The sequence below is a fragment of the Patescibacteria group bacterium genome (assembly GCA_018897295.1).
Lineage (GTDB): Bacteria > Patescibacteriota > Minisyncoccia > RBG-13-40-8-A > RBG-13-40-8-A > JAHILA01.
The window spans coordinates 1-22,489 of the sequence record JAHILA010000018.1 but is presented as its reverse complement, the minus strand read 5'-3'; the positions used below and the strand labels follow the sequence as shown (position 1 = coordinate 22,489).

The window sequence follows — 22,489 nt, the reverse complement described above, 5'->3', positions numbered from 1 at the left end:
ATAAATATGGATTACAATCCGCAAAAAATAGAAGATAAGTGGCAGAAATATTGGGGAAAAAACAAGATTGATGTTTGCGATTTAAATGACAAGAAAAAAGCCAAATTTTACAATTTGGTGATGTTTTATTATCCATCAGGCGATAAAATCCATATTGGGCATGGATACAATTATACTGGTGCGGATGTTTTCGGGAGGTACAAAAAAATGATTGGTTTTAATGTTTTACAGCCGATTGGCGCAGATGCATTCGGTTTGCCAGCAGAAAATTATGCTATAAAAACAGGGGTGCATCCAGCTCAAAGCGCCAAACAGAATATTGATTTCGGCAGAAAACAGCTTAAATCATTGGGTATAATGTTTGATTGGGATAAAGAGATAAATACCTCTGACCCAGAATATTATAAATGGACGCAGTGGCTATTTGGAGTTTTATATAAAAATGGGCTGGCTTATCGCGCCGAAGCGCCAGTTAACTGGTGCCCGTCATGCAAAACCGTTTTAGCAAATGAGCAGGTAATTGACGGAAAATGCGAACGCTGTGAAAGTGAAGTTATCCAGAAAGATTTGAAGCAGTGGTTTTTTAAAATTACTGATTATGCAGAGAGATTACTGGAAGACCATAAAAAATTAAATTGGCCGGAAAGAACAATTGTGATGCAGAAAAACTGGATTGGGAAATCAGAAGGCACGAATATAAAATTTAAAATCAATAACAATGAAATCGAAGTCTTTACAACTAGAATTGACACGATTTTCGGAGTTACAGCTTTGGTTTTGGCTCCGGAACACGAATTAGTGCAAAAAATTACCACTTCCGAACATAAAAAAGAAGTTGATAATTATATTTCAGCCAGTAAAAAGAAATCAGAATTAGAAAGAACAGATTTGGAAAAAGAAAAAACAGGAGTTTTTATTGGAGCGTATGCAATTAATCCTTTAAATAATGAAAAAATTCCAGTTTGGATTGGCGATTATGTGATTGCAACTTATGGCGGTGGAGCAGTGATGTTTGTGCCGGCGCATGACGAGAGAGATTATGAATTTGCCAAAAAATATAATATTGAAATCAAGGAAGTTATTGCGGGTGGCGACATTTCAAAGAGAGCTTTTACAGAATATGGGAAATTGATAAATTCTGGAGAATTCAATGGATTAAATTCGGAAGATGCGATTGAGAAAATCACCGAATGGCTTGATAAAAATAAATTAGGCAAGAAAAAAATTAATTACCATTTGCGCGACTGGCTGATTTCAAGACAAAGATATTGGGGTGCGCCAATACCGATTATTTATTGCGATAAATGCGGCGAGGTATTAGATGAAAATCTGGTTAAACTGCCGGATTTAGAAGATTTCAAGCCAACCAGCGAAGGCGAATCGCCATTAGCTCGTTCAAAGGAATTTGTAAATATAAAATGCCCCAAATGTGGGGGCAGTGCGAAAAGGAGCACAGAAACAATGGATACATTTGTTTGTTCTTCTTGGTATTTTCTTCGATATTTAAGTCCGCATTTAAAAGACGAGCCGTTTGATAAGAAATTGGCTGAAAAATGGCTGCCTGTTGACCAATACGTCGGCGGAGCAGAACACGCTTGTATGCATCTGCTTTATGCGCGGTTCATTACCAAGGCGCTTTTTGACCAGAAATTGATAAAATTTGACGAACCATTCACAAAACTTAATCATCAAGGAATGATTCTGGCAGCTGATGGCAGTAAAATGTCAAAATCAAAAGGCAATGTGGTAATTCCTGATGATTATGTCAAAAAATACGGGGCGGATACATTCAGAATGTATGTATTATTTATTGCTGCGTTTGAAGATGGCGGAGCGTGGAACGATAAAAGTATAATAGGAGTATATAAATTTTTAAACAGAGTTTGGGCTTTGTTTTGCGATAAGAGTAAAATCGGAAAAACTACTAGTAAAAATTTAATACAAAAAATAAATTACACAATTAAGAAAGTCGGGGAAGATATTAATAATTTTAAATTCAATACTGCAATTGCTTCAATGATGGAGTTCGTGAATGCGTGGACTATTTTATCCGAAGAAGATGCGGAAAATTTTCTGAAAATTTTAGCGCCGTTCGCACCGCATATTGCAGAAGAATTATATTTAAAAATTAAAAGTCAAAAGTCCATGCCTACCGGCAGGCAGGCAAAAATTAAAAGTATTTTTGAGGAAAAATGGCCGAAATATGACGAGAAACTTATTAAAAAAGACACAATTGATTTAGTGATTCAGGTTAATGGAAAAGTAAGAGACAAAATTGAAGTGAAAAGCGATATTTCAGAAAACGAAGCAAAGAAATTTGCTTTGTCTAACGAAAAAGTAAAATCCTGGCTGAATGACCAAAAGCCGAAAAAAGTGATTTTCGTAAAAGGTAAATTAATCAATATAGTAATATAAAATGTTTTTTCAACTTCTCATCAACGGTCTAATTGCTGGAGCCATTTATGCTTTGGTGGCAAGCGGGTTTTCTTTGATTTACTCAACCTGCAAGTTTGTTCATTTTGCCCATGGCGCAACCATTGCTTTTAGCGCCTATTTTTTATACTTCTTTTTTGTGACTTTGGGCTTGAGTTTTTGGCCAGCAGTAATTCTGGCGATTATTTGCGCTTGTATTTTGGGTTGGTTAATGAATAAAATTGTTTATAAAAAACTCCGCAAAAGAAAAGCCAGCAATGTCATTCTTTTGATTGCCAGTTTCGCGCTTTTGATTTTATTGGAGTCATTGATTTTGATGTTATTCGGCGCCGATGTTAAGACAATTGGTTATATCAAAATCGCCAAGGGCTTGGAATTTTTAGGCGCGATTATTACACCATTACAAATCGTGATTATTGCGGTTTCAATTGTTCTGCTTATCTCGTTGTACTTCTTTATGAAAAAAACAAAAATTGGCAAAGCAATGAGAGCAGTGGCTGATAATAAAGATGTGGCAGAAATTGTTGGTATTTCTTCGGAGAAAATTTACGCTTATTCTTTTATTGTTGGTTCAGCTATTGCCGGAATTGCTGGAATTTTGGTTAGCTTGGAGCAAAATCTCGAGCCGACCATGGGAACTAATTTAATGATTAAAGGATTTACTGGCGCGATTATTGGTGGGATTGGCAGTGTGCCGGGCGCGGTTTTGGGTTCTTTTTTGCTCGGTCTGGTTGAAAACTTTGGTATCTGGTTTTTGCCATCCGGCTACAAAGATGCAATCGCTTTTGTAATTTTATTCATTTTCCTATTATTTAGGCATCAAGGGATTTTAGGGATTAAGAGAAATAATAAATAATAATTAATTAATTAAAATAAACTTGTGAACAAAACAACAAAAATAATAGGAGGAATAGTTATTATAATAATCGTTATTGTATTGGTGGCAGTATTTTATAAATCCGCACCGAAGGGGACGATTAAGATAGGCGCGATTTTGCCATTAACCGTAAAGGCTACAAATTTAGGCGAGGACGCAAAACAAGCAATAAATTTGGCATTGGAGAAATTAAATCAAAACAGCAAAATAAAGATAGAAGTAATATTTGCGGATGAGAAATGTGATGCTAAAGAGGCTGTGTCGGGTTATCGTGAACTTACTCTGAAGGGGGCAAAACTTGTAATAGGAGCTATTTGTTCTCCGAGCACATTGGCCATTGCGCCATTAGCAGAACAGGAAGGGATAGTTTTGATAACTCCTGGAAGTGCTGCTGATGAAATAACCCAGGCAGGCGATTTTATCTTTAGAGATCATGTTACAATGAGCCAAAAAACCGGGAAGCTGGCCGAATTTGCGGTCCAAAAATTTAATTCTATAGCAACAATTTATGATCAATCCAGTTCCGCCTATACATTAGGAGATAAGATAATAACAGATAAATTTATTAACGAGGGGAAGAATGTTTTGAGTAGAGAAGGATTTGGTAATGATACAACAGATTTTAAAACCCAACTTATAAAAATAAAGGCGGGAAAGCCAGAGGCGATTTATATAGGAGGGTTAATGCCTCAAGCAGGGCTCATTATAAAACAGATGAACGAATTAGGAATGTCTTTCCAGATATTGGCAGAGGATGGCTTTGTAACAGATACAAAATTCTCAGAAGCCGTGGGTAATTTATCAGAGGGCATTATCTTTGCTGTAACAGATTTTGGAAGAAATATTGATCCAAGGTTCTGGGATTTATATACAGAAAAATTCGGTAAGAATCCAACCATATTTGCCGCCCAGGCTTATGACTGTATAATGATATTAGCAAAAATTATTAAGGAAAATTGTCATGACGGAAATCCTATATGCGTAAAAGATGCACTATATAATATTCGAGATTATCCAGGAGTAAGTGGTACAACTTCATTTGATCAGAATGGAGATGCGATTAAGCCAATTATTATTAAAACCATCAAAAACGGCCAGTTTGTGCCGTATGAAAATAATTAATTAAACAAGAATTTATGAAAAAAAATTGGATACCGATTATAGTTGTAATAATCATTATCATTGTAATTGCGGTATTTTATAAACCAGCGCCAAAAGGGACGATTAAGATTGGAATTGTTGCTGATTTATCAGGAAAATTGTCGGTTTATGGTAATTATTTAAAAAATGGCTTAAATCTTGCATTGGAGGAAATCAATTCCAACGGCGGTATTAAAGGGAGAAAATTAGAAATTATCTATGAAGATGGTAAAAGCGAAACAAACGAAGCAGTAACAGCGACAACTAAATTAATTAATGTTGATAAAGTTTCAGTAATAATTGGTTTTGCTAGTTCAAATGCTGTTCTGGGCGCTGCTCCAATAGCTGAAAAGGCAAAAGTTATACTTTTTACTCCAATGGCCAGTGGTGCCGATATTACTAATGCCGGTGATTATATTTTTCGAAATAGGGAAAGCGGAACTTTGCATGGAGAAAAAATGGCTGGGTTTGTTATTAATGAACTTGGCATTAAAAAAGCTTTTATTATTGCGGTAAATTCTGAAAATGGATTAAGTTATGAAGCAGGGTTTACCAAAAAATTTGAAGAATTGAAAGGGGAAATTGTTGGAGCTGAACATTATACAAAAGGAGAAACAGATTTTCGTACAATTTTAACCAAAATAAAAAATAGCAATTCTAATGCAATTTATATGGCTGGTTATGTTTCGGAAATGGGAGAAATAGTAAAACAGACAAAAGAGTTTGGAATTAATTTACCGATATTTGCCTCTACCGGAATAGAAGCAAAAGAATTTTTTGATTTAGTAAAACCACCTTTGAGCGATGGAATAATTTATACTTATCCGGCATTTGATCCTAATAATCCTGCAATTGCCGATTATCAGAAACAGTATGAGAAGAATTACGGAGTTAAAAGCGAGGCCTTAGCAGCTAATTCTTATGATGCATTAAAAATTATTGCTTTAGTTTTAAAATCTTGTGGAGAAAATACAATATGTATAAAAGAAGAATTATATAAAATTAAAGATTATCCGGGCGTTGGAGGGTTGACTACGTTTGATCAAAACGGAGACGTAATTAAACCCATAACTTTCAAAACCATCAAAAACGGCCAGTTTGTGCCGTATGAAAATAATTAATTAAACAAGAATTTATGAAAAAAAATTGGATACCGATTATAGTTGTCATAATCATTATCATTGTAATTGCGGTATTCTATAAACCAGCACCGAAAGGGACGATTAAGATTGGAGCGATTTTGCCGTTGACCGGTCAAGTTAGTTTTCTTGGTGAAGGTATGCAGAATGCTATTGAATTAGCTGTGGATGAGATTAATTCCATCGGTGGAGTAAATGGAAGAATGTTAGAGATAATTTATGAAGATAGTAAAACCGAGGGAGATGAAGCAGTTACTGCTGCCAATAAACTCATCAATATTGATAAGGTTCCGATAATGATTGTTGGTATAACCTATGAAGTTTTACCGGTGGCGCCGATTGCCGAACAGTCAAATGTGTTATTATTATCACCTTGTAGCTCAAATCCGGCAGTGACTAATGCCGGAGATTATATTTTTAGAAATATGGCTTCTGATGTTGACCAAGGGAAATACGCCGCTCAGTTTGTTTATAATGAATTAGGATTAAAGAAGGTGGCTATTCTTTATACTCAAACCGATTGGGGTTTAAGTTTAAAAGAGGCATTTAATAAAACCTTAGATCAATTGGGCGGAGATATAGTTATAGAAGAGGGATTTAGCAAAGAGGCAATTGATTTAAGGACTCAATTAGTAAAAATTAAAGACACTGACGCGGAGATTATTTTCTTTTTAGGTGATCCAGCTAATACTAAAGCTGGTTTCAGACAGATGGTGGAATTAGGGATTAACTTACCGGTTATTGGCGGAGCTTTATGGGATAATCCGGGATTGTGGCAAGAATTGGGTAATTTGGTTGAAGGAGCGATGTATGTAAAAGTAACCACTCCTGAATCCGCGAAACTTAATGAGTTTCAGTCAAAATTCCTACAAAAAACTGGTTCTGACAAGGTAATTGTCTGCTCACCACAGGCCTATGACTTGGTTAAGATATTAGCTAATGCCCTCAAAAAAGCAGGGGTAAACAGTATGGCCGTTAAAGATGAGTTATATAAAGTTAGAGATTACGAAGGGGTTTCGGGGGATATAACCTTTGACGAAAATGGAGATTTATTAAATCCAGAAATGGCAACTTTTATAATTAAAGATGGTCATGTTGTGCCGTATGAAGAATAAATAATAAATATGTTTTCTGCTTATTTAATTCATTTGCTAATCTTAATCGGGATTTATGTCATTCTGGCGATTGCGATGCAATTGGCAGTGGGGTTTACCGGATTATTTAATCTTGGCCATATTGCTTTTTACGCAGTTGGTGCGTATGTTTCGGCTTTACTGGCTTTAGCTGGTTGGCCTTTTTGGATTTGTATTATTTTAGCCGGCATTGGAGCAATGCTTTTTGGATTTCTGCTTGCTATTCCAACGAATAAAATTAAAGGTGATTATTTGGCTTTGGCTACTTTGGGATTTTCTTTTGTGATTTACGCTGTTGCTTTGAACTGGACCAGCTTAACTCGTGGGCCATTGGGTTTGCCGGGAATTCCTAAACCGAGTTTGTTCGGATTTGTTTTTTCCGATAATTTAAGTTTTTTAATCTTAACACTGATTATTGCCGCAATTTCTTATTTTATTATTAACCGTATCACTAAATCTCCGTTTGGCAAGGTTTTAGAAGCAATCAGGGACGATGAATTGGCAGCCAGAGTAATAGGCAAAAATTCTTTTAAAATGAAAAGTTATGCTTTGGGAATTTCTGCGTTTTTTGCTGGCATTGCTGGTTCTTTATATGCCCATTACATTACTTTTATTGATCCGTCGTCCTTTACATTAATGCAGTTGATTCCGGTTGTGGCGATTGTGATTATCGGTGGATTAGCATCTTTAAAAGGAACGATTATCGCCACAATAATTTTGACTTTATTGCCCGAACCATTAAGATTTATTGGATTTCCCTCATCAATTATCGGTCCAGCCAGACAAATTCTTTATGCTCTATTCTTGCTTTTAATTTTAATCTATAAACCTAGAGGATTTTATGGAAAGTTTGATTTAGAATAATATGCTAGAAGTTAAAAATCTAAAAAAACATTTCGGCGGGGTAAAAGCAGTTGATGACTGCGATTTTGAAGTTCAAGAAAAAACCATTACTGCTTTGATTGGGCCCAATGGTTCGGGGAAGACAACGGTTTTTAATCTGATTTCCGGTATTTTGAAGCCAGAAAAAGGAAAGATAATTTTTTCGGCCCAGGGCCGATCCGCCTCGGGCGGAGACAATATAGATATTACTAATCTGAACCCAGAAAAAATTGCTCGTTTGGGCATTTCCCGTCTTTTTCAGCAAAGCAGATTGTTCGGAAATTTAACTGTTATGGAAAACCTTTTGATAGTTTTAGACAATGAAGATGAAAAATTCTGGAAAAATTTGCTTGCGGGAATATGGAACAAATCCTCCTTCGCTAAAGCTACGGAGGACAAGGAAAAGAAAGCAAAAGCAATGCTGGAAATGGTTGATATGGAGAAGTTTTCCAATAAATTGTCCAGAGATTTAAGCTTCGGCCAGAAAAGATTAGTTGAATTAGCAAGAACTATTTTAAATTCCCATAAATTATTGATGCTGGACGAACCAGTGGGTGGAGTAAATCCTAAGCTGCGCCAAGAAATCGCCAAAATATTGCTAAAATTAAGAGAAGACGGTGAGACAATTTTACTGATTGAGCACGATATGAATTTTACTTTAAATATTGCTGATAAAGTTATTGTGATGGACGAGGGTAAAGTCATTGCTGAGGGAAATCCAGCCCAAATAAAAACTAACTTAAAAGTATTGGAGGCATATTTAGGAGAATAATTATTTGATTTTTTTTGAAAGTACTGTAATATAAATAAAAGATTAATAATTAATAAAAATCCATGAACAAAAAAACAAAAATAATTTTAGGTATAGTAGTTTTAGTAGTAGTTATTATATTGATAGCTGTATTTTATAAACCAATAGAAAAAGGGACGATTAAGATTGGTGGATTATTTCATTTAACCGGCGCAGGAGCTTTTTGGGGCACAGGAGAAATGAACGGTGCATTAATGGCTGTAAACGAAGAAAATTCTAAAAACGAGCTTAATGGAAGAAAAATTGAATTAGTAATAGAAGACGGCGGAACAGATTTTCCCAAAACAACTAATGCAATTCAAAAACTTATAAATATTGATGGGGTGAAAATTATTATTGGTCCTACATGGTTTGGTCAACTTGCTAGTCCGTTGGCGAAACAATTTAATGTTTTAATGATTTCTCCGTCTGCGGGGGTTGTATCTGAACCGAACCCATATTTTTTTGATGTTTGGCCTACAGAAAAACACGAGGTTGAACCAATAGTGAGTCTCATGCAAAAGAAGGGGATTAAAAATGTTGCTTTAATATATAGTTTGAATGATTTTTCTCAGTTAGTAAGAGATAATTTTGTTGAACAAGTAAAACTAAAAGATATTAATATAGTTAAAGAATTTCCAGTTAATCCGGACGAGAAAGATTTTAAAACAATTATATTGCAAATTAAAAAACTAAAAATAGATGCGATTTATGGTACATTCGCGTTTTATCCTAGCCAGGGCGCGTTTTCTAAACAGGCAAAAGAGCTAGACTTAAATTTAACATTATATTCTAGTTCCGGAACAGAAATTCCAGACCTTGTGCAGGCGTATCCCGAAGTAGAAGGTACTATTTATGGATATATAAGTATTGGCCTCAAAGAAATCAAATTTGCCGAAGATTATATGAAAATGTTTAACTCTATTCCATCGCCTTCATCTGCATATGCTTATGATTCTGCTCAACTTATTATTAAGGCATTAAAGGCGGGTAAACAGACCCCAGAAGAAATATCAGACTATTTAAGAAGTATAAAGGACTTTCCGGGGATTTCTAATACTATTTCTTTTGATGACAACGGAAGGATTATTGCCAAAGAATTTATCATTAAAACTGTCAAAAACGGTCAGTTTGTGCCGTATGAAAGTAATTAATTAAATATAGAACTTATGAAAAAAATTTGGATTCCGATTATAGTTGTCATAATAATTATCATCGCAGTCGCTGTATTTTATAAACCCGCATCAAAAGGGACGATAAAGATTGGATTTATTGGTCCACTGACTGGGAAAGCTGCTGCTTTGGGTGAGAGAGCAAAAAATGGTTTTTTGTTGGCATCAGAAGAACTTAAGGGGAAAGGTATTAATTTAGAAGTGATTATTGAAGATGATGTTTGTTTGGGAGAAAATGCTGTAAGTGCTTATAGAAAAATTGTAGATATAAATGGTGCAAAAATAATTGTTGGCCCGGTATGCTCAACCGGTGCTTTGGCAGTTGCACCGTTAGCAGAGCAAGAGAAATCAATTATTATATCAACGGGATCCGCGGCCCCTTCGTTAAGTTATGCCGGAGATTATGTTTTTAGAAATCATCCAGATGTAAAACAAGAATTAACTGTGCTTTTTAGTTATTTAAAAGAAAATTATGATTATAAAAACGTAGCCATGGTATTTATGAAAGATAATGACTTCTCTGTTGAGGGTGAAAAATTTTTTAGAGAAACCCTATCTTCAAATTTAGGCATGTCCGAAATTATTGCCGAAGGAGTGCTTTCTGAATCGGATTACAGGACTGTTATAGAAAAATTAAAAAAGCAAGAAAATAAAATTGATGTTATAATGGTCGATTTACTAATAGACAGTGATTTAAATTTTTTGAAACAGGCCAAGGAGTTGGGTTTAACGAAACCGATAGTGGCAAATAAAGTAGTTAATAATCCTGATTTTTTAAATAATGCAGGAGAACTTAGTGAGGGAATTATTTTTACTGAAGTAGATTTTGACCCCTCAATTAATCAGGGATTTTGGGATAGATATAAGATAAAATATGGAGAGGACCCAAATGTTTTTGCTGCCCAGAGCTATGAAAGTTTAATGTTGTTATTTGATATTATAGAAAATAAATGCAAATCTATAAAAATAGATTGCGTAAAAGATGAATTATATAAGGTAAAAAACTGGCAGGGTGTTACGGGACTATTAAGCGTTGATAAAAATGGAGATTTTATAAAAAATATAGCTGTCAAAATAATAAAAGGTGGAAAAGTTATAAAGTTAAAATAATAAAAAATTATGACAAAAAATACAAAGATCATATTAGGTGTAGTGGTTTTAGTGATAGTTATTTTAATTATCGTGTTCTATGAGCCCACAGAAAAGGGGGCGATAAAGATAGGATTTATTGGACCGTTAACTGGGGATGTTGCGTCTTATGGTCAATCAGAAAAAAATGCAGTTAAATTAGCCATCAGTGAAATAAATTTAAAAGGAGGAATTAATGGCAAGAAAGTAGAGGTCATTTATGAAGATGGGAAATGCAATGGAAAGGAAGCCGCAACAGCGGCTCAAAAATTAATAAATATTGACAAGGTGAAGATAATTCTTGGCGGAGCTTGTAGCGGAGAGACTCTTGGCGCCGCGCCTATTACGCAAGCAGAAAAAGTAATACTATTCTCTTCATTTGCCTCAAGCCCAGATATTACAGAGATAGGAGATTATGTGTTTAGAAATATGGTAAGCGATCTGGATGGTGGTAGAGATGTAGCAAAAATGATAAGAGAAAAAACAGTAGCTTCATTAGTAGAGAATACCGAGTATTCTCAAACCCTTGAAAATGTCTTTGAGCAGGAATTTCAAAAATTGGGAGGCAATGTTCTTGTAAAAGAAACCTATAATCCCAATGAAAAAGATTATCGTACCCAGATTTTAAAAATAAAAGCAAAAAATCCAGAGGCTATATTTATTAACTGTCAATCTGGTATTTCCGGAGGATTAGCAGCAAAACAAATTAGAGAGATGGGGGTAGAAATACCTCTATATAGTGTAATTGTATTTAGTGGAGATGATGCATTAAATGCTGCGGGAGTTGCAGCAAATGGAATTATTTTTTCTGATGCGCCGGGATTAAGTAAAAATAATCTTCAAGCAGTAGAATTTTTAAATAATTATAAACAAAAATATGGAGAGCCAGCTAACGAATATATTATAGGAGCAAGATATGATTCGGTTTATATATTAAAAAATGCCATAAAAAGATGTAGTGAAGATACGGACTGCATAAAGGATTTTTTGTATAATATGCCGGAATATAAGGGGATTATTGGTAATTATCGTTTTGATAAAAACGGAGATGTTATAGGTATACACTATATCGTTAAAAAAGTTGTTGACGGAAAACCGATAGAATTGAGTCAATAAATCGTTTAATGCGGTCAGTTTGTCCCATTAGAAAACTAAAGTTTCTAACGGGATAAATGCCGTATGAGGAATAAATTATGTTAAAAATCCAAAATCTAAAATCTGGATATGACGGAATGGAGGTGTTGCATGATGTTGATTTGGAAGTGAAAACCGGAGAAATTGTGGCCATTATCGGGCCCAATGGTTCGGGAAAGTCAACTCTTTTAAAGAGCATATTTAACTTATGCGAAATTTATTCAGGCAAGATTATTTTTAAGGACAAAGACATTACTAAGCTTCCAACTCATTATTTAATTCACGAAGGCGTTAATTATGTGCCCCAAGGCAGGCAGGTTTTTGCCACTTTAACGATTAAAGAAAATCTGGAAATGGGCGCTTATATTATGGAAGACCATCAATTACTGAACAGAAACATAGAAGATGTTTTTAATAAATTTCCATTTTTAAAAAACAGGCAAGCCGATTATGCTATGAATTTATCCGGAGGTCAGCAACAGATGTTGGCAATTGGCCGTGCGTTGATTCAGGACCCGGAATTGCTTTTACTAGATGAACCGTCATTGGGTTTATCGCCCAAGGCAATGAAAGAGGTTTTTGATAAAATTGTTGAAATAAACAAGGAAGGAATCGCCATAATTATTGTTGAGCAAAATGCCAAGCAAGCAGCAGAAATCGCTAATAGAATTTATGTTTTAGAGGACGGCAAAATTGCTTTAACTGGTGGCAAAGAGATTTTAAACAATGATAGAATAAAAAATATTTATTTTGGAGGATAAAAATCATATGAAAAATATAGCAATACTAATTTCAGGCAACGGCACAAACTTGCAGGCGATTATTGATGAGGCAAAAGCAGGAAATATAAATGCAAACATTGTTGCAGTAATTTCTAATAAATCCGATGCTTTTGGCTTAGAAAGGGCAAAACAAGCTGGAATCCCAACACACTTTATTGACCATAAAGGAATTTTGCGCGAGGAACATGAACAAAAAATAATTGATATATTAGAAAAGAATAATGTTGATTTAGTGGTTTTGGCTGGATATATGCGTGTTCTAACTCCTCTTTTTGTAAATAAATACAAATACAGATTGATTAATATACATCCAGCGCTTTTACCGGCATTTCCGGGAACAGACGGCTATGGCGATACGTTTAATTACGGGTGTAAGGTTGGCGGATGCACAGTGCATTTTGTTGATGAGGGAGTTGATACTGGCCCGATAATTATCCAAAAAATAAATCCAATTAAAGAAAACGACACTTTGGAATCTTTTAAAGAGCGTGGACTTGAAATTGAACATCAGGCGCTTCCCGAAGCAGTTAAATTATTTTGTGAGGATAAGCTAAAAATTGAGGGAAGAAAGGTGAAGATTGAAAAATAAAATTTTAGAGAATAAAAAATAATCCCGATTTATCGGGATTATTTTTTGTGCCCGGGGAGGCCCGCCTGCAACGCCTTGCTTGCAATGGCGGGCAGGGAGTCTTCTAGTGCCGCTGGACGGAGTTGAACCGTCAAGAGCTTGCGCTCACAGCATTTTGAGTGCTGCGTGTTTGCCAATTTCACCACAGCGGCGCTATTTGCTATTTTATAAAATCGCAATCTTTATTACTGCATTTTACCTTATCTTTTTGTGTTTTGACAAGCGGGAAACCGCAATTCGGGCATTTTTCGTAAGTACCTGCCTGCTTTCCGGGTAAGGGTTTGCCCCAAAAAGCAAAATCGCATTTAGGATATTGGTCGCAACCGTAAAATATTCCTTTTCTGCTTCTTTTTATGGTTATCTTTCCTTGCCTACCGGCAGGCAGGCCTGTCTCGCATTTTGGGCATTTAAGATTCAAATCTTTTTGTTCTTCTTTTTTAATGTATTTGCATGTAGGATATTTGGAACAACCCTTAAACGAACCATATCTCCCATGCCGTATAACTAGATTTGCCCCGCACTCCGGGCATTTTTCATCCAATATCTGTGGTTTTTCTTTTATGATTTCCTCGCCATTAATATCCAGTTTTTTGGTATTTTTGCAAGTCGGATAATTGGAGCAAGCCAGGAACTTTCCAAACTTTCCGATTTTGATTATCATCGGTTTTCCGCACTTCTCGCATATTTTATCCGTTTTCTCTTCGGTGATTTCTTTCTTGTTCAATTCTTTTTGTTTTATTTCCAGATTTTGGCTAAAGGGTTTATAAAAAGTTTTTAAAGTTTCTTGCCATTGCTGTTTGCCATCGGCAATTTCATCCAAATCATTTTCCATTTTAGCAGTAAAGTCATAATCAACTATATTGGAAAAATGTTCCATTAGAAGATTATTAACAACAAAAGCAATGTCAGTTGGTTTTAAGCGTTTGTTTTCGGTTCTCATAGCGTATCCGCGTTCAATAACCGTAGAAATAGTGGGCGCATAAGTTGATGGACGGCCAATGCCTTTTTCTTCCAGTGTTTTTACCAAAGTAGCGTCAGAATAACGTGCTGGTGGCTGGGTAAATTTTTGCATTGGATTTAGTTTAATGCAATTTACGTCTTCTCCTTTTTTCATTTCAGGCAGGATTTCTTCTTTGGCAGAAGTAGGATAAAATTTCAAAAATCCGTCGAATTTTATAATCTGCCCGTTTATTTTAAAGGTATATTTGTCGTCTTTGTTGTTAATATCAACTGAGGTAGCATCGATTTTAGCCGAACTCATCTGGCTGGAAATTGCCCTCTGCCATATCAATTGGTAAAGTTTAAAATGGGTTTTATTTGAAGTGTTTTTTAACTGTTCCGGAGTCCTGTTAATTTCAGTGGGCCTGACTGCTTCGTGAGCTTCTTGGGCAGTTTTATTTTTGGTTTTAAAATTCCTAGTTTCCAGATAATTATTGCCCAAATTGGTTTTAATGTAATTCGCCGCTTCGCTGATGAATTTCTGCGATAAATTCAGAGAATCGGTTCTCATGTAGGTAATGAACCCCATTTCATATAATTGCTGGGCAGTTATCATGGTTTGTTTTGCAGAAAATCCCAATTTGCGGTTTGCTTCCTGCTGCAAAGTAGAAGTTGTAAATGGAGGTAGGGGATTGCGCGTGATTTCTTTTTTGACTATATCGGCAATATAATAATCTTTTTTGGACAAAATTTCTAAAAGTGCTTCAGCCTCTTTTCGGGATTTAATTTCTAGTTTATCTATTACTTTATTATCTATTTTTTGCAATTTGGCTGAAAAATTTTCATTTCTTGGAGTTTTAAAATCACCGGAAATTTCCCAGTATTCTTCAATTTTAAAATCCTGAATTTCTTTTTCTCTTTCTACAATTAAACGCACCACGATGGACTGAACTCTGCCTGCAGACAAACCCCTAGCCACTTTTTTCCATAAAAGTGGAGAAAGTTTATAGCCCACCAATCTGTCCAAAATCCTTCTTGCTTGCTGGGCATCAACCAGATTCATATTAATGTTGCGGGGATTCTTCAGGGCTTCTTCAATTGCGGTTTTGGTGATTTCGTGGAAAACAATTCTTTTCGGGTTTTTCAATTTAAGGGCCTGGGTTAAATGCCAGGCAATTGCTTCTCCTTCGCGGTCTTCATCAGTAGCGAGTATTACTTCTTGAGATTTTTTGGCTTTTTCTTTTAGCGCTGCGACGACTTTTTTCGCTTTGGGTATGATTACATAATTCGGCTCAAAATTATTTTCAACATCAATAGCCAGTTCTTTTTGTGGCAAGTCGCGCATATGCCCAAAAGAAGATTCGACTTCGAATCCTTTGCCTAAAAATTGTTTGATTGTTTTCGCCTTGGTCGGCGACTCCACGATAATTAGGTTCATTTTATTATATAATTATTTTTGCCCAAATTTCTTACTACTTCTTTCAACTCCAGAATTGTTAATGTAGAATTGACTGCGGAAGTTGATAATTTGCTGAGTTTTATTATTTCATCAATATGTATCGGCTGGAGAGAAAGTATGGAAAGGATAATTTCTTCCTCTTTATTCTCTGGTTTTATTTTTTTCTTTTCCGTGTTTTCTAATAAATGCGAGAGATTCAGTTCTTCTAAAATATCTTCGACGCGGGTAACTAGTTTTGCCCCCATTTTAATTAATTGGTTCGTACCTTGAGAATTGTTTTCGTAAATATTTCCCGGCACAGCGAATACTTCGCGATTCTGTTCCAATGCAAGAGAGGCCGTAATCAGCGCTCCGCTTTTTTCCGGCGCATCAATTACCACTACGCCCAAACTCAATCCACTGACAATCCTGTTTCTTTGAGGAAAAGTATAGACTGCGCCCATTGTTCCTTCTGGATATTCACTAATTACTGCGCCGTGCTCGGCAATCTTTTCACTTAATTCATAATTGCATGAAGGAGAAAAACTTTTTCTATCCATTCCGCTTCCCAAAACCGCGATTGTCCTGCCGTTATTTTCCAGAGCCGCCTGGTGCGCGAATGTATCAATGCCTTTTGCCAGTCCGGAAACAATTGTAATCCCAAGTTTAGCTAATTTCCCAGCAATGTCAAGACAGGCCTGTTTTCCGTATTGGGAATATCTTCTTGTTCCGACAATCGCCACTGCTACTTTATCCTGATTGATGATTTCTCCTTTAATATAGAGTTCTTTCGGGGGATTGTGGATTTCTTTCAGAACAGCAGGATACTCTTTATTCTCTATAGTTATTTTTTTAATATCCATATCTATACCTATTGACAAACTTAAGGCATTATGCTATGCTTGTATTAGAATAAAAGTTAGATGTTTCGTGTTTCTGGTCCTGCCTGATGAGTGACAAGAACCAATCTACCCTCCTTGATTTGGTTGATAGTCAAAAGCTTTTAGGTTCTTTGGCTTATGCGAGAGAATTTAAAACACTCGCAGGTAGGACTAGGAACAAGAGACCAAGAGAGCGCTGACTTCGTCGAGCGCTTTTTTAATTATTCCTTTTAATTGTTTTTCTTCGTCTTTGGAAAAATTCTTTAAAACAAATTCGGTAGTATCGGTTTCGGATTTCGGATTTCGTGCTTCGGATTTGGGATTAATTCCTATCCGAACTCGAGTAAAATCTTTTGTTTTTAATTCATCAATAATTGATTGCACGCCTTTGTGGCCAGCAGATGAAGAATTTTTGCTTACGCGAATATCACCAAACAATAAATCAATATCATCATGAATAACAATTAGATTTGAGATAGGAATTTTATAATAAGCAAGGCGTTCTTGGACTGCTTTTCCGGAATTATTCATAAAAGTATCAGGCTTCAATAAAATAATGTCCTTGTCCCGAGCGCAGTCGAGGGAGTCAATTACTCTAAACCCGATATTGTGTCGGGTTTTTGTGTATTTTTTCTCTGGATTTCCAAGTCCGACAATTAAAGTTTTCATGGATTATTTATCAATTGATTAATATATTCTCTAATTTCCGAATAATTATTTAAACCCAATTTTGGAATAAGAACCGAAGCAATTTCTCCTCCCAAAGTTGCTGTGCTGGATATGACTAGAGGAGGTGCAATGGTATTAAATTTAATTTCATCTAAATTGGCTTTTTTAATCAGATTCCAAGCGTATTTAATATCTATCAGGCCGATGTTGGTTGAGGAGTTTTGTTCCAGAATTCTCCAAAGTCCCAAAATTTTCGGGAAATTCCAGAAGAAATTCAGAGACAGAATTTTATTTTTTAAAGCGCCTATTACTTGCTGTTGTCTTTTGATTCTGGAAAAATCTCCTTGCGGCTGATTTCTGGTTCTGATGTATTTCAAAGCAGTTTCTCCGTCCAAATGTTGCAATCCCTTTTTAAGCGAGAAAGTTTCATATGAATTATACTGCGCTGGAAATGCAGAGTCATAAATATCTTCTTCAACATCAATATCTATGCCATCTAATTTATCAATTAATTTTTTCACGCCCTCTAGATCCAAAACCAGATAATAATTCGATTCTAAACCAATAATTTCAGAAATTACAGTTTTAATTGTTTCTATTCCGCCTTCCCGATACAAAGCATTAATTTTAGTCTGCCAGTTGGCAGATGGATATTTGACTAACAAATCTCGGGGGATTGAAATACCGACGGGATTTTCCGCCTTTGTAGTGCTGTTGACAATAAGAATCGTGTCGGTTAGTTTCGGCGCAGGATTGCTTTGGCCCGGGATTCCCAAGAACAGAAAATTTACACGGTCTTTGTCTTTTATTTGAAAGGGAAGCAATGAACCAATATTGCCGAGATTAATAGTTGAAGTATTGGCGTTTCTGTTGATGATGATTATCTCTCTTTTTAAAGATATTCCCAATTTAGGCGCTGCTATAATTAAAAATATCAGGATAATAATCAAAGTACCGAATCCGATTAGCTTTTTTGAATTGCTATTATTACTCATTAATTATATTATATCATAATTAGCGGTTGATTTTTATCAGAGAAGCATATATAATAAATTTATGATAGACACAACCCCCAAAAATAAATTCAGGGAGGTAGTGGAGTTTACTTGGGAAATACTGAAAATTGTCATTATTTCGCTGGCAATTATTATCCCCATCCGCTATTTCTTAATTCAGCCGTTTTTTGTTAATGGCGCTTCAATGGAGCCGAATTTCCAAGATGGTGATTATCTGATTGTTGATGAAATCAGTTATCGCTTTGATGCGCCGGAAAGAGGCGACGTGGTAATTTTTCGTTATCCGTTAGACCCGTCGCAATTTTTCATTAAAAGAGTAATCGGACTTCCGGGTGAAAGTATAAAAGTTGAGGACGGAAAAATTTTTATCAATGGAAAAGCTTTAGACGAATCAGAGTATTTAGAGGATATCGATACTGTTGGTAGTGTCGAGATTAAATTAGCCGAGGACGAATATTTCGTACTTGGAGATAATAGGCAGGCGAGTTCAGATTCGAGAAAATGGGGAGAAGTAGATAAAAAATTTATTATTGGCCGGGCATGGTTGAGAGCATGGCCATTCAGCCGGGCAGGTATTTTAAATAATTAATATGCAGAAAAAAAAGAAACGTGGGCGACCAAGTAAGCCCCGAAAACCGAAAATTCCAAAAATAAAAATCCAGGCGCCGAGAGGCACGCATGATATTCTGCCCGAAGAGCAGAAATATTGGGAAAAAATTTATGCAATTGTATCCCAGGTTTTATCAAGCTACGGGTTTAAAAGGATTGATATCCCGGTTTTTGAGGATGCGCGTTTATATTTAAGAGGCACTGGACAGACAACAGATATTGTTCAGAAAGAAATGTATACTTTTAAAAAGGGAGATAACGAACTTTATGCATTAAGACCTGAATTTACTCCGGGTATAGTCAGAGCATATATTGAACATGGGATGAAAAATTTGCCTCAGCCAGTAAAACTCTATACAACCGGCATGCTTTTCCGTCACGACAAGCCACAAGCCGGACGTTTCAGACAATTTCATCAAATTAATTGGGAAATACTCGGCGACGAAAGCGCGGTAAGCGATGTACGAATTATTCAGGTCTTTATCAGTATTTTGAAAAAATTAAATTTGAAGAGATATGCATTATATGTAAACAGCATCGGCTGTTCAATCTGTGTTCCTAAATACAGAAAAACGCTGGTTAATTATTACCGTCAGAATTTAAAAAGTGTTTGCTCGGACTGCCAGAGGAGATATAAAGAAAATCCTTTAAGGATGCTTGATTGTAAAAACGAAAAGTGCCGCAAATTGATTGTTAAAGCGCCGCAAATACTGGACTATCTTTGCGATGACTGCCATAAGCATTTCAAGGAAGTTTTAGAATTTCTTGATGATTTAGAGATTCCGTACCAGCTGAATCCTCAATTAGTGAGAGGGATAGATTATTATACCAGGACTGTTTTTGAATTTTATGAAGAAAACAAGGAATCTTCGCAAGGAGCGTTAATGGGCGGAGGAAGATATGATAATCTGGTTGAAATGTTCAAAGGAAAGCCGACTCCCGGAGTAGGCGCGGCAGCAGGCATAGAAAGATTGATTAATGTTATTAAAAAACAAGATGTAAAGCTTATTGAAAAAGAAAAGCCGAAAGTATTTTTAATCCAATTGGGAGATATGGGAAAGAAAAAATGCCTGAAATTATTCGAAGAATTTCAGGACAAGGGAATAAAAATCGGCGAGGCATTCAGCAAGCCAAGCCTCAAATCACAATTAAAGGTCGCGGATAAAGAAGGCGTAGAATGGGCGTTGATTATGGGCCAGAGAGAAGCGTTGGAAGATATGATTATTATTAAAGATATGAAAACAGGCGCCCAAGAAACAATAAGACTAGATAAAGCAATCAATGAAATTAAAAAAAGATTAGGCAAGTAAAAAATCATGCAAGTTACAAAAAAACCAAGAGAAAATGTTTCTTCTTTAATGAGGCGTTTTAGCCAAAAGGTTCGTGAAAGCGGCATTTTAATGAAAGCGAAAAAATCGCAATTTCGCGAAAAACCCGTGAGCAGGACCATACGAAGGAAAAATGCTTTAGAAAGAGTGGCAAAAAGAAGAGAAAAAGTGCGGCTTAAAAAATTCGGAAAAATATAATAATAAATATTATCCGAATGATGCGAATATTTATCCGAATCAACGAATTATTTGTAGATTCGTATATCAATTCGTAGATTCGAATAATACATTTATATGTTAAAGGAAAAAATAAATCAAGATATCAAACAGGCAATGATTAATAAGGAAGAATTGCTGTTATTGGTATTACGGGGGATTAATGCCGTGATTTATAACAAAGAAATAGAAAAAAGGACAAAATTAAGCAAACAAGAAAAAGATATTAAAAAACTAGAAAAAGAAAGCAAATTAACAGATGAAGAAATAATAGACGTTATTTCCGGCGAGGCAAAAAAAAGAAGAGAGTCAATTGAAGAATTTACAAAAGGGGATAGGCAGGATTTAGTGGATAAAGAAACAAAAGAACTAGAAATTATAAAAAAGTATCTACCAGAACAGATGTCAGAAGATGCAGTAAAGAAAATTGTTAAAAAAGCAATTATAGATACTGGTGCAGCCGGACCAAAGGATATTGGCAAATTAATGTCAGCAGTGATGCCGCAGGTTAAAGGCAAGACAGATGGCACCGTAGTAAATAAAATTGTCGGGGAATTATTAAAATAAGTTGACAATTAATTAATAAAATTAACAATATGAAATTTTCAAAAGGATCAATTGCAATAATAGCCATTATTGGAGCTTTGGTTTTAATTATTATCGCTGGCGGTGTTTGGTATTTTGTTTCGAATAAACCAACAGCGTGTACTGAGGAAGCCAAAGTTTGTCCAGATGGAACAACGGTTAGTAGAATTGGCAAGAATTGTGAATTTGCAGAATGTCCCGTAGTAGCAGATGAATTTAAAGATTGGAAGATGTATACAAATGAAGTTCAGGGATTTGAATTCAAATATCCTGATTCAATGAGTATAGTGAAAAACGAATACAAAAATGATAATGGATTGTATAGAGATTATTCCAATATTGAATTAAGTAATGATGATTATAAAGATTTTAAGCTTGCATTAATTATAAATATTCCCGCAATTGGTTTTGGGGGTTGGGAAAATTATAAACCACAAAGTTCTATTAATATTGACAGCACAATAGGCAATATTAATTATTTATATCAGTATGGATTCGATGGAAATATAATAAATATTAATTGGAGAAACCAAAAACAAAACGATGGATACATGTTAAATGTTAATTTTAAACAAGAAAACCGCACACAAATAGAAGAATTAGTTAATCAAATTCTTTCCACTTTTAAATTTATCCCGTAAAAATTGCTTTGCAATTAACGGGACAAGCTAAATGAAAATTGAAATAAATAAATTATGATCAATGGGTTTACAAAGGGGAGAGTTTATGTATTTATCGATGCGGCGAATACTTTCTATGCGCAGCAAACGTTGGGTTGGAAAATTTCTTATGAAAAGTTAATGAAATATTTTAAAAAAGAATGTGGGGAAGAAACAAAATGTTTTATCTATGCTGCTTATGATGAGAATAGAGAAAGTGAAAGAAAATTCTTGGACATGCTAGACATTAATGGTTATGTTTTGCGAACAAAAGCGATTAAGAAAATAAAAATCGCCAACCATCGTGATAAACATAAAGGTAATCTTGATATGGAGTTAGCATTTGAAATGGTAGACTTAATAGATAAATATGATACGGCAATTTTATTGTCTGGTGATAGTGATTTTTCTGTGCCAATTGATAAAATCAAAAAACAAGGAAGAAGAATTATTGTTATGTCTACACGAGGGCATATTGCCCGTGAATTATTGGAAAGAGCCAAATATATTGATTTACGAAAAATAAAAAACGAAATTTCTCAATAGTTTAATAAAATTTATTGTAAATAAAAAAATCTGGGGCTGTCCGAAGACACCCCAGAGTGCTATCACATTATAAATGGTAGCATATAAAAAAATCGCGTGTCAAGGGTTTGTAAATTATGAAGATAATTATAGATTATATTACAATAGAAGAATTGAAAGAAATGTCAAAAAAGATGTTTGAGAGTTTAGTTAAAATAGTTGTTGATATAGAAAAGGAAATTATAGCTGTTGACGGAGAATTGCACTCTGAAGAACAAGAGTTATTGATTGAAAATGGTTCAAAATATGAAAATTTGTGGGGAGTAAATATTTATCCTGATAACCAAAATGAGGATTGGATTGAATTTGATTCAATGATAAATTTA

The 22,489-nt window shown here is 35.1% G+C and carries 23 protein-coding genes and 1 tRNA gene; 19 read left to right on the top strand and 5 right to left on the bottom strand.

Annotated elements, in window-relative coordinates; translation table 11 throughout:
* The first annotated feature begins 6 nt into the window (after positions 1–6).
* From leuS to KKI21_02805, 12 genes are all read left to right on the top strand, one after another.
* Positions 7–2,415 (top strand): leucine--tRNA ligase, encoded by a 2,409-nt coding sequence (gene leuS, locus KKI21_02860; GenBank protein MBU4285139.1) that lies wholly within the window; start codon positions 7–9, stop codon positions 2,413–2,415.
* Between the two features lies 1 nt (position 2,416).
* Positions 2,417–3,289: a branched-chain amino acid ABC transporter permease gene (locus KKI21_02855; GenBank protein ID MBU4285138.1), complete on the top strand. Its 873-nt coding sequence runs from the start codon at positions 2,417–2,419 to the stop codon at positions 3,287–3,289.
* A gap of 24 nt (positions 3,290–3,313) precedes the next feature.
* Positions 3,314–4,432 carry an ABC transporter substrate-binding protein gene (locus KKI21_02850; protein ID MBU4285137.1) on the top strand — a complete coding sequence of 373 codons (1,119 nt, stop codon included), beginning with the start codon at positions 3,314–3,316 and terminating at the stop codon, positions 4,430–4,432.
* A 14-nt stretch (positions 4,433–4,446) separates the two neighbouring features.
* A complete protein-coding gene (locus KKI21_02845) occupies positions 4,447–5,571 on the top strand; it encodes an ABC transporter substrate-binding protein (GenBank protein ID MBU4285136.1) in 1,125 nt (374 codons plus the stop codon).
* A gap of 14 nt (positions 5,572–5,585) precedes the next feature.
* Complete coding sequence (locus KKI21_02840; GenBank protein MBU4285135.1) at positions 5,586–6,704, top strand: ABC transporter substrate-binding protein; 1,119 nt, start codon at positions 5,586–5,588, stop codon at positions 6,702–6,704.
* Positions 6,705–6,713: 9 nt separating this feature from the next.
* The gene (locus KKI21_02835; protein MBU4285134.1) at positions 6,714–7,586 is read left to right on the top strand and encodes a branched-chain amino acid ABC transporter permease; all 873 of its coding nucleotides are present in this window, start codon (positions 6,714–6,716) and stop codon (positions 7,584–7,586) included.
* 1 nt (position 7,587) lies between these two features.
* Positions 7,588–8,376 (top strand): ABC transporter ATP-binding protein, encoded by a 789-nt coding sequence (locus KKI21_02830; protein MBU4285133.1) that lies wholly within the window; start codon positions 7,588–7,590, stop codon positions 8,374–8,376.
* Positions 8,377–8,438: 62 nt separating this feature from the next.
* Positions 8,439–9,548 (top strand): ABC transporter substrate-binding protein, encoded by a 1,110-nt coding sequence (locus KKI21_02825; protein ID MBU4285132.1) that lies wholly within the window; start codon positions 8,439–8,441, stop codon positions 9,546–9,548.
* Positions 9,549–9,563: 15 nt separating this feature from the next.
* Positions 9,564–10,676, top strand: coding sequence for an ABC transporter substrate-binding protein (locus KKI21_02820; GenBank protein MBU4285131.1), 1,113 nt, complete (start codon positions 9,564–9,566; stop codon positions 10,674–10,676).
* Between the two features lie 9 nt (positions 10,677–10,685).
* Positions 10,686–11,810, top strand: coding sequence for an ABC transporter substrate-binding protein (locus tag KKI21_02815; GenBank protein MBU4285130.1), 1,125 nt, complete (start codon positions 10,686–10,688; stop codon positions 11,808–11,810).
* Positions 11,811–11,887: 77 nt separating this feature from the next.
* Positions 11,888–12,589: an ABC transporter ATP-binding protein gene (locus KKI21_02810; protein ID MBU4285129.1), complete on the top strand. Its 702-nt coding sequence runs from the start codon at positions 11,888–11,890 to the stop codon at positions 12,587–12,589.
* A gap of 7 nt (positions 12,590–12,596) precedes the next feature.
* On the top strand, positions 12,597–13,199 hold the full coding sequence (locus tag KKI21_02805) for a phosphoribosylglycinamide formyltransferase (GenBank protein MBU4285128.1): 603 nt from the start codon (positions 12,597–12,599) through the stop codon (positions 13,197–13,199).
* 107 nt (positions 13,200–13,306) lie between these two features.
* On the opposite strand, the gene KKI21_02800 is transcribed toward KKI21_02805, so the two are convergent.
* The 5 genes from KKI21_02800 to KKI21_02780 form a co-directional block, all read right to left on the bottom strand.
* A tRNA-Leu gene (locus tag KKI21_02800) sits at positions 13,307–13,390 on the bottom strand.
* Positions 13,391–13,398: 8 nt separating this feature from the next.
* Positions 13,399–15,615: a type I DNA topoisomerase gene (gene topA / locus KKI21_02795; GenBank protein MBU4285127.1), complete on the bottom strand. Its 2,217-nt coding sequence runs from the start codon at positions 15,613–15,615 to the stop codon at positions 13,399–13,401.
* The gene (gene dprA, locus KKI21_02790) at positions 15,612–16,478 is read right to left on the bottom strand and encodes a DNA-processing protein DprA (GenBank protein MBU4285126.1); all 867 of its coding nucleotides are present in this window, start codon (positions 16,476–16,478) and stop codon (positions 15,612–15,614) included. Before dprA ends, topA begins: the two co-directional genes overlap by 4 nt.
* Positions 16,479–16,667: 189 nt before the next feature.
* Positions 16,668–17,165: an aminoacyl-tRNA hydrolase gene (gene pth / locus KKI21_02785; protein MBU4285125.1), complete on the bottom strand. Its 498-nt coding sequence runs from the start codon at positions 17,163–17,165 to the stop codon at positions 16,668–16,670.
* On the bottom strand, positions 17,162–18,160 hold the full coding sequence (locus KKI21_02780) for an LCP family protein (GenBank protein ID MBU4285124.1): 999 nt from the start codon (positions 18,158–18,160) through the stop codon (positions 17,162–17,164). The genes pth and KKI21_02780 overlap by 4 nt, the downstream gene beginning before the upstream one ends.
* A gap of 61 nt (positions 18,161–18,221) precedes the next feature.
* Between KKI21_02780 and lepB the strand changes: the two genes are divergently transcribed.
* The 7 genes from lepB to KKI21_02745 all read left to right on the top strand — a co-directional run.
* On the top strand, positions 18,222–18,770 hold the full coding sequence (gene lepB / locus KKI21_02775; protein ID MBU4285123.1) for a signal peptidase I: 549 nt from the start codon (positions 18,222–18,224) through the stop codon (positions 18,768–18,770).
* 1 nt (position 18,771) lies between these two features.
* On the top strand, positions 18,772–20,100 hold the full coding sequence (gene hisS / locus KKI21_02770) for a histidine--tRNA ligase (GenBank protein MBU4285122.1): 1,329 nt from the start codon (positions 18,772–18,774) through the stop codon (positions 20,098–20,100).
* A 6-nt stretch (positions 20,101–20,106) separates the two neighbouring features.
* Positions 20,107–20,316, top strand: coding sequence for a hypothetical protein (locus tag KKI21_02765; GenBank protein MBU4285121.1), 210 nt, complete (start codon positions 20,107–20,109; stop codon positions 20,314–20,316).
* 96 nt (positions 20,317–20,412) lie between these two features.
* Positions 20,413–20,901 carry a GatB/YqeY domain-containing protein gene (locus KKI21_02760; GenBank protein ID MBU4285120.1) on the top strand — a complete coding sequence of 163 codons (489 nt, stop codon included), beginning with the start codon at positions 20,413–20,415 and terminating at the stop codon, positions 20,899–20,901.
* Positions 20,902–20,930: 29 nt separating this feature from the next.
* Positions 20,931–21,560, top strand: a complete 630-nt coding sequence (locus KKI21_02755; GenBank protein MBU4285119.1) for a hypothetical protein — start codon at positions 20,931–20,933, stop codon at positions 21,558–21,560.
* Positions 21,561–21,614: 54 nt separating this feature from the next.
* On the top strand, positions 21,615–22,124 hold the full coding sequence (locus KKI21_02750; GenBank protein ID MBU4285118.1) for an NYN domain-containing protein: 510 nt from the start codon (positions 21,615–21,617) through the stop codon (positions 22,122–22,124).
* A gap of 116 nt (positions 22,125–22,240) precedes the next feature.
* Positions 22,241–22,489, top strand: a 249-nt coding sequence (locus KKI21_02745; GenBank protein ID MBU4285117.1) for a hypothetical protein, incomplete at its 3' end; no start/stop codon positions are given.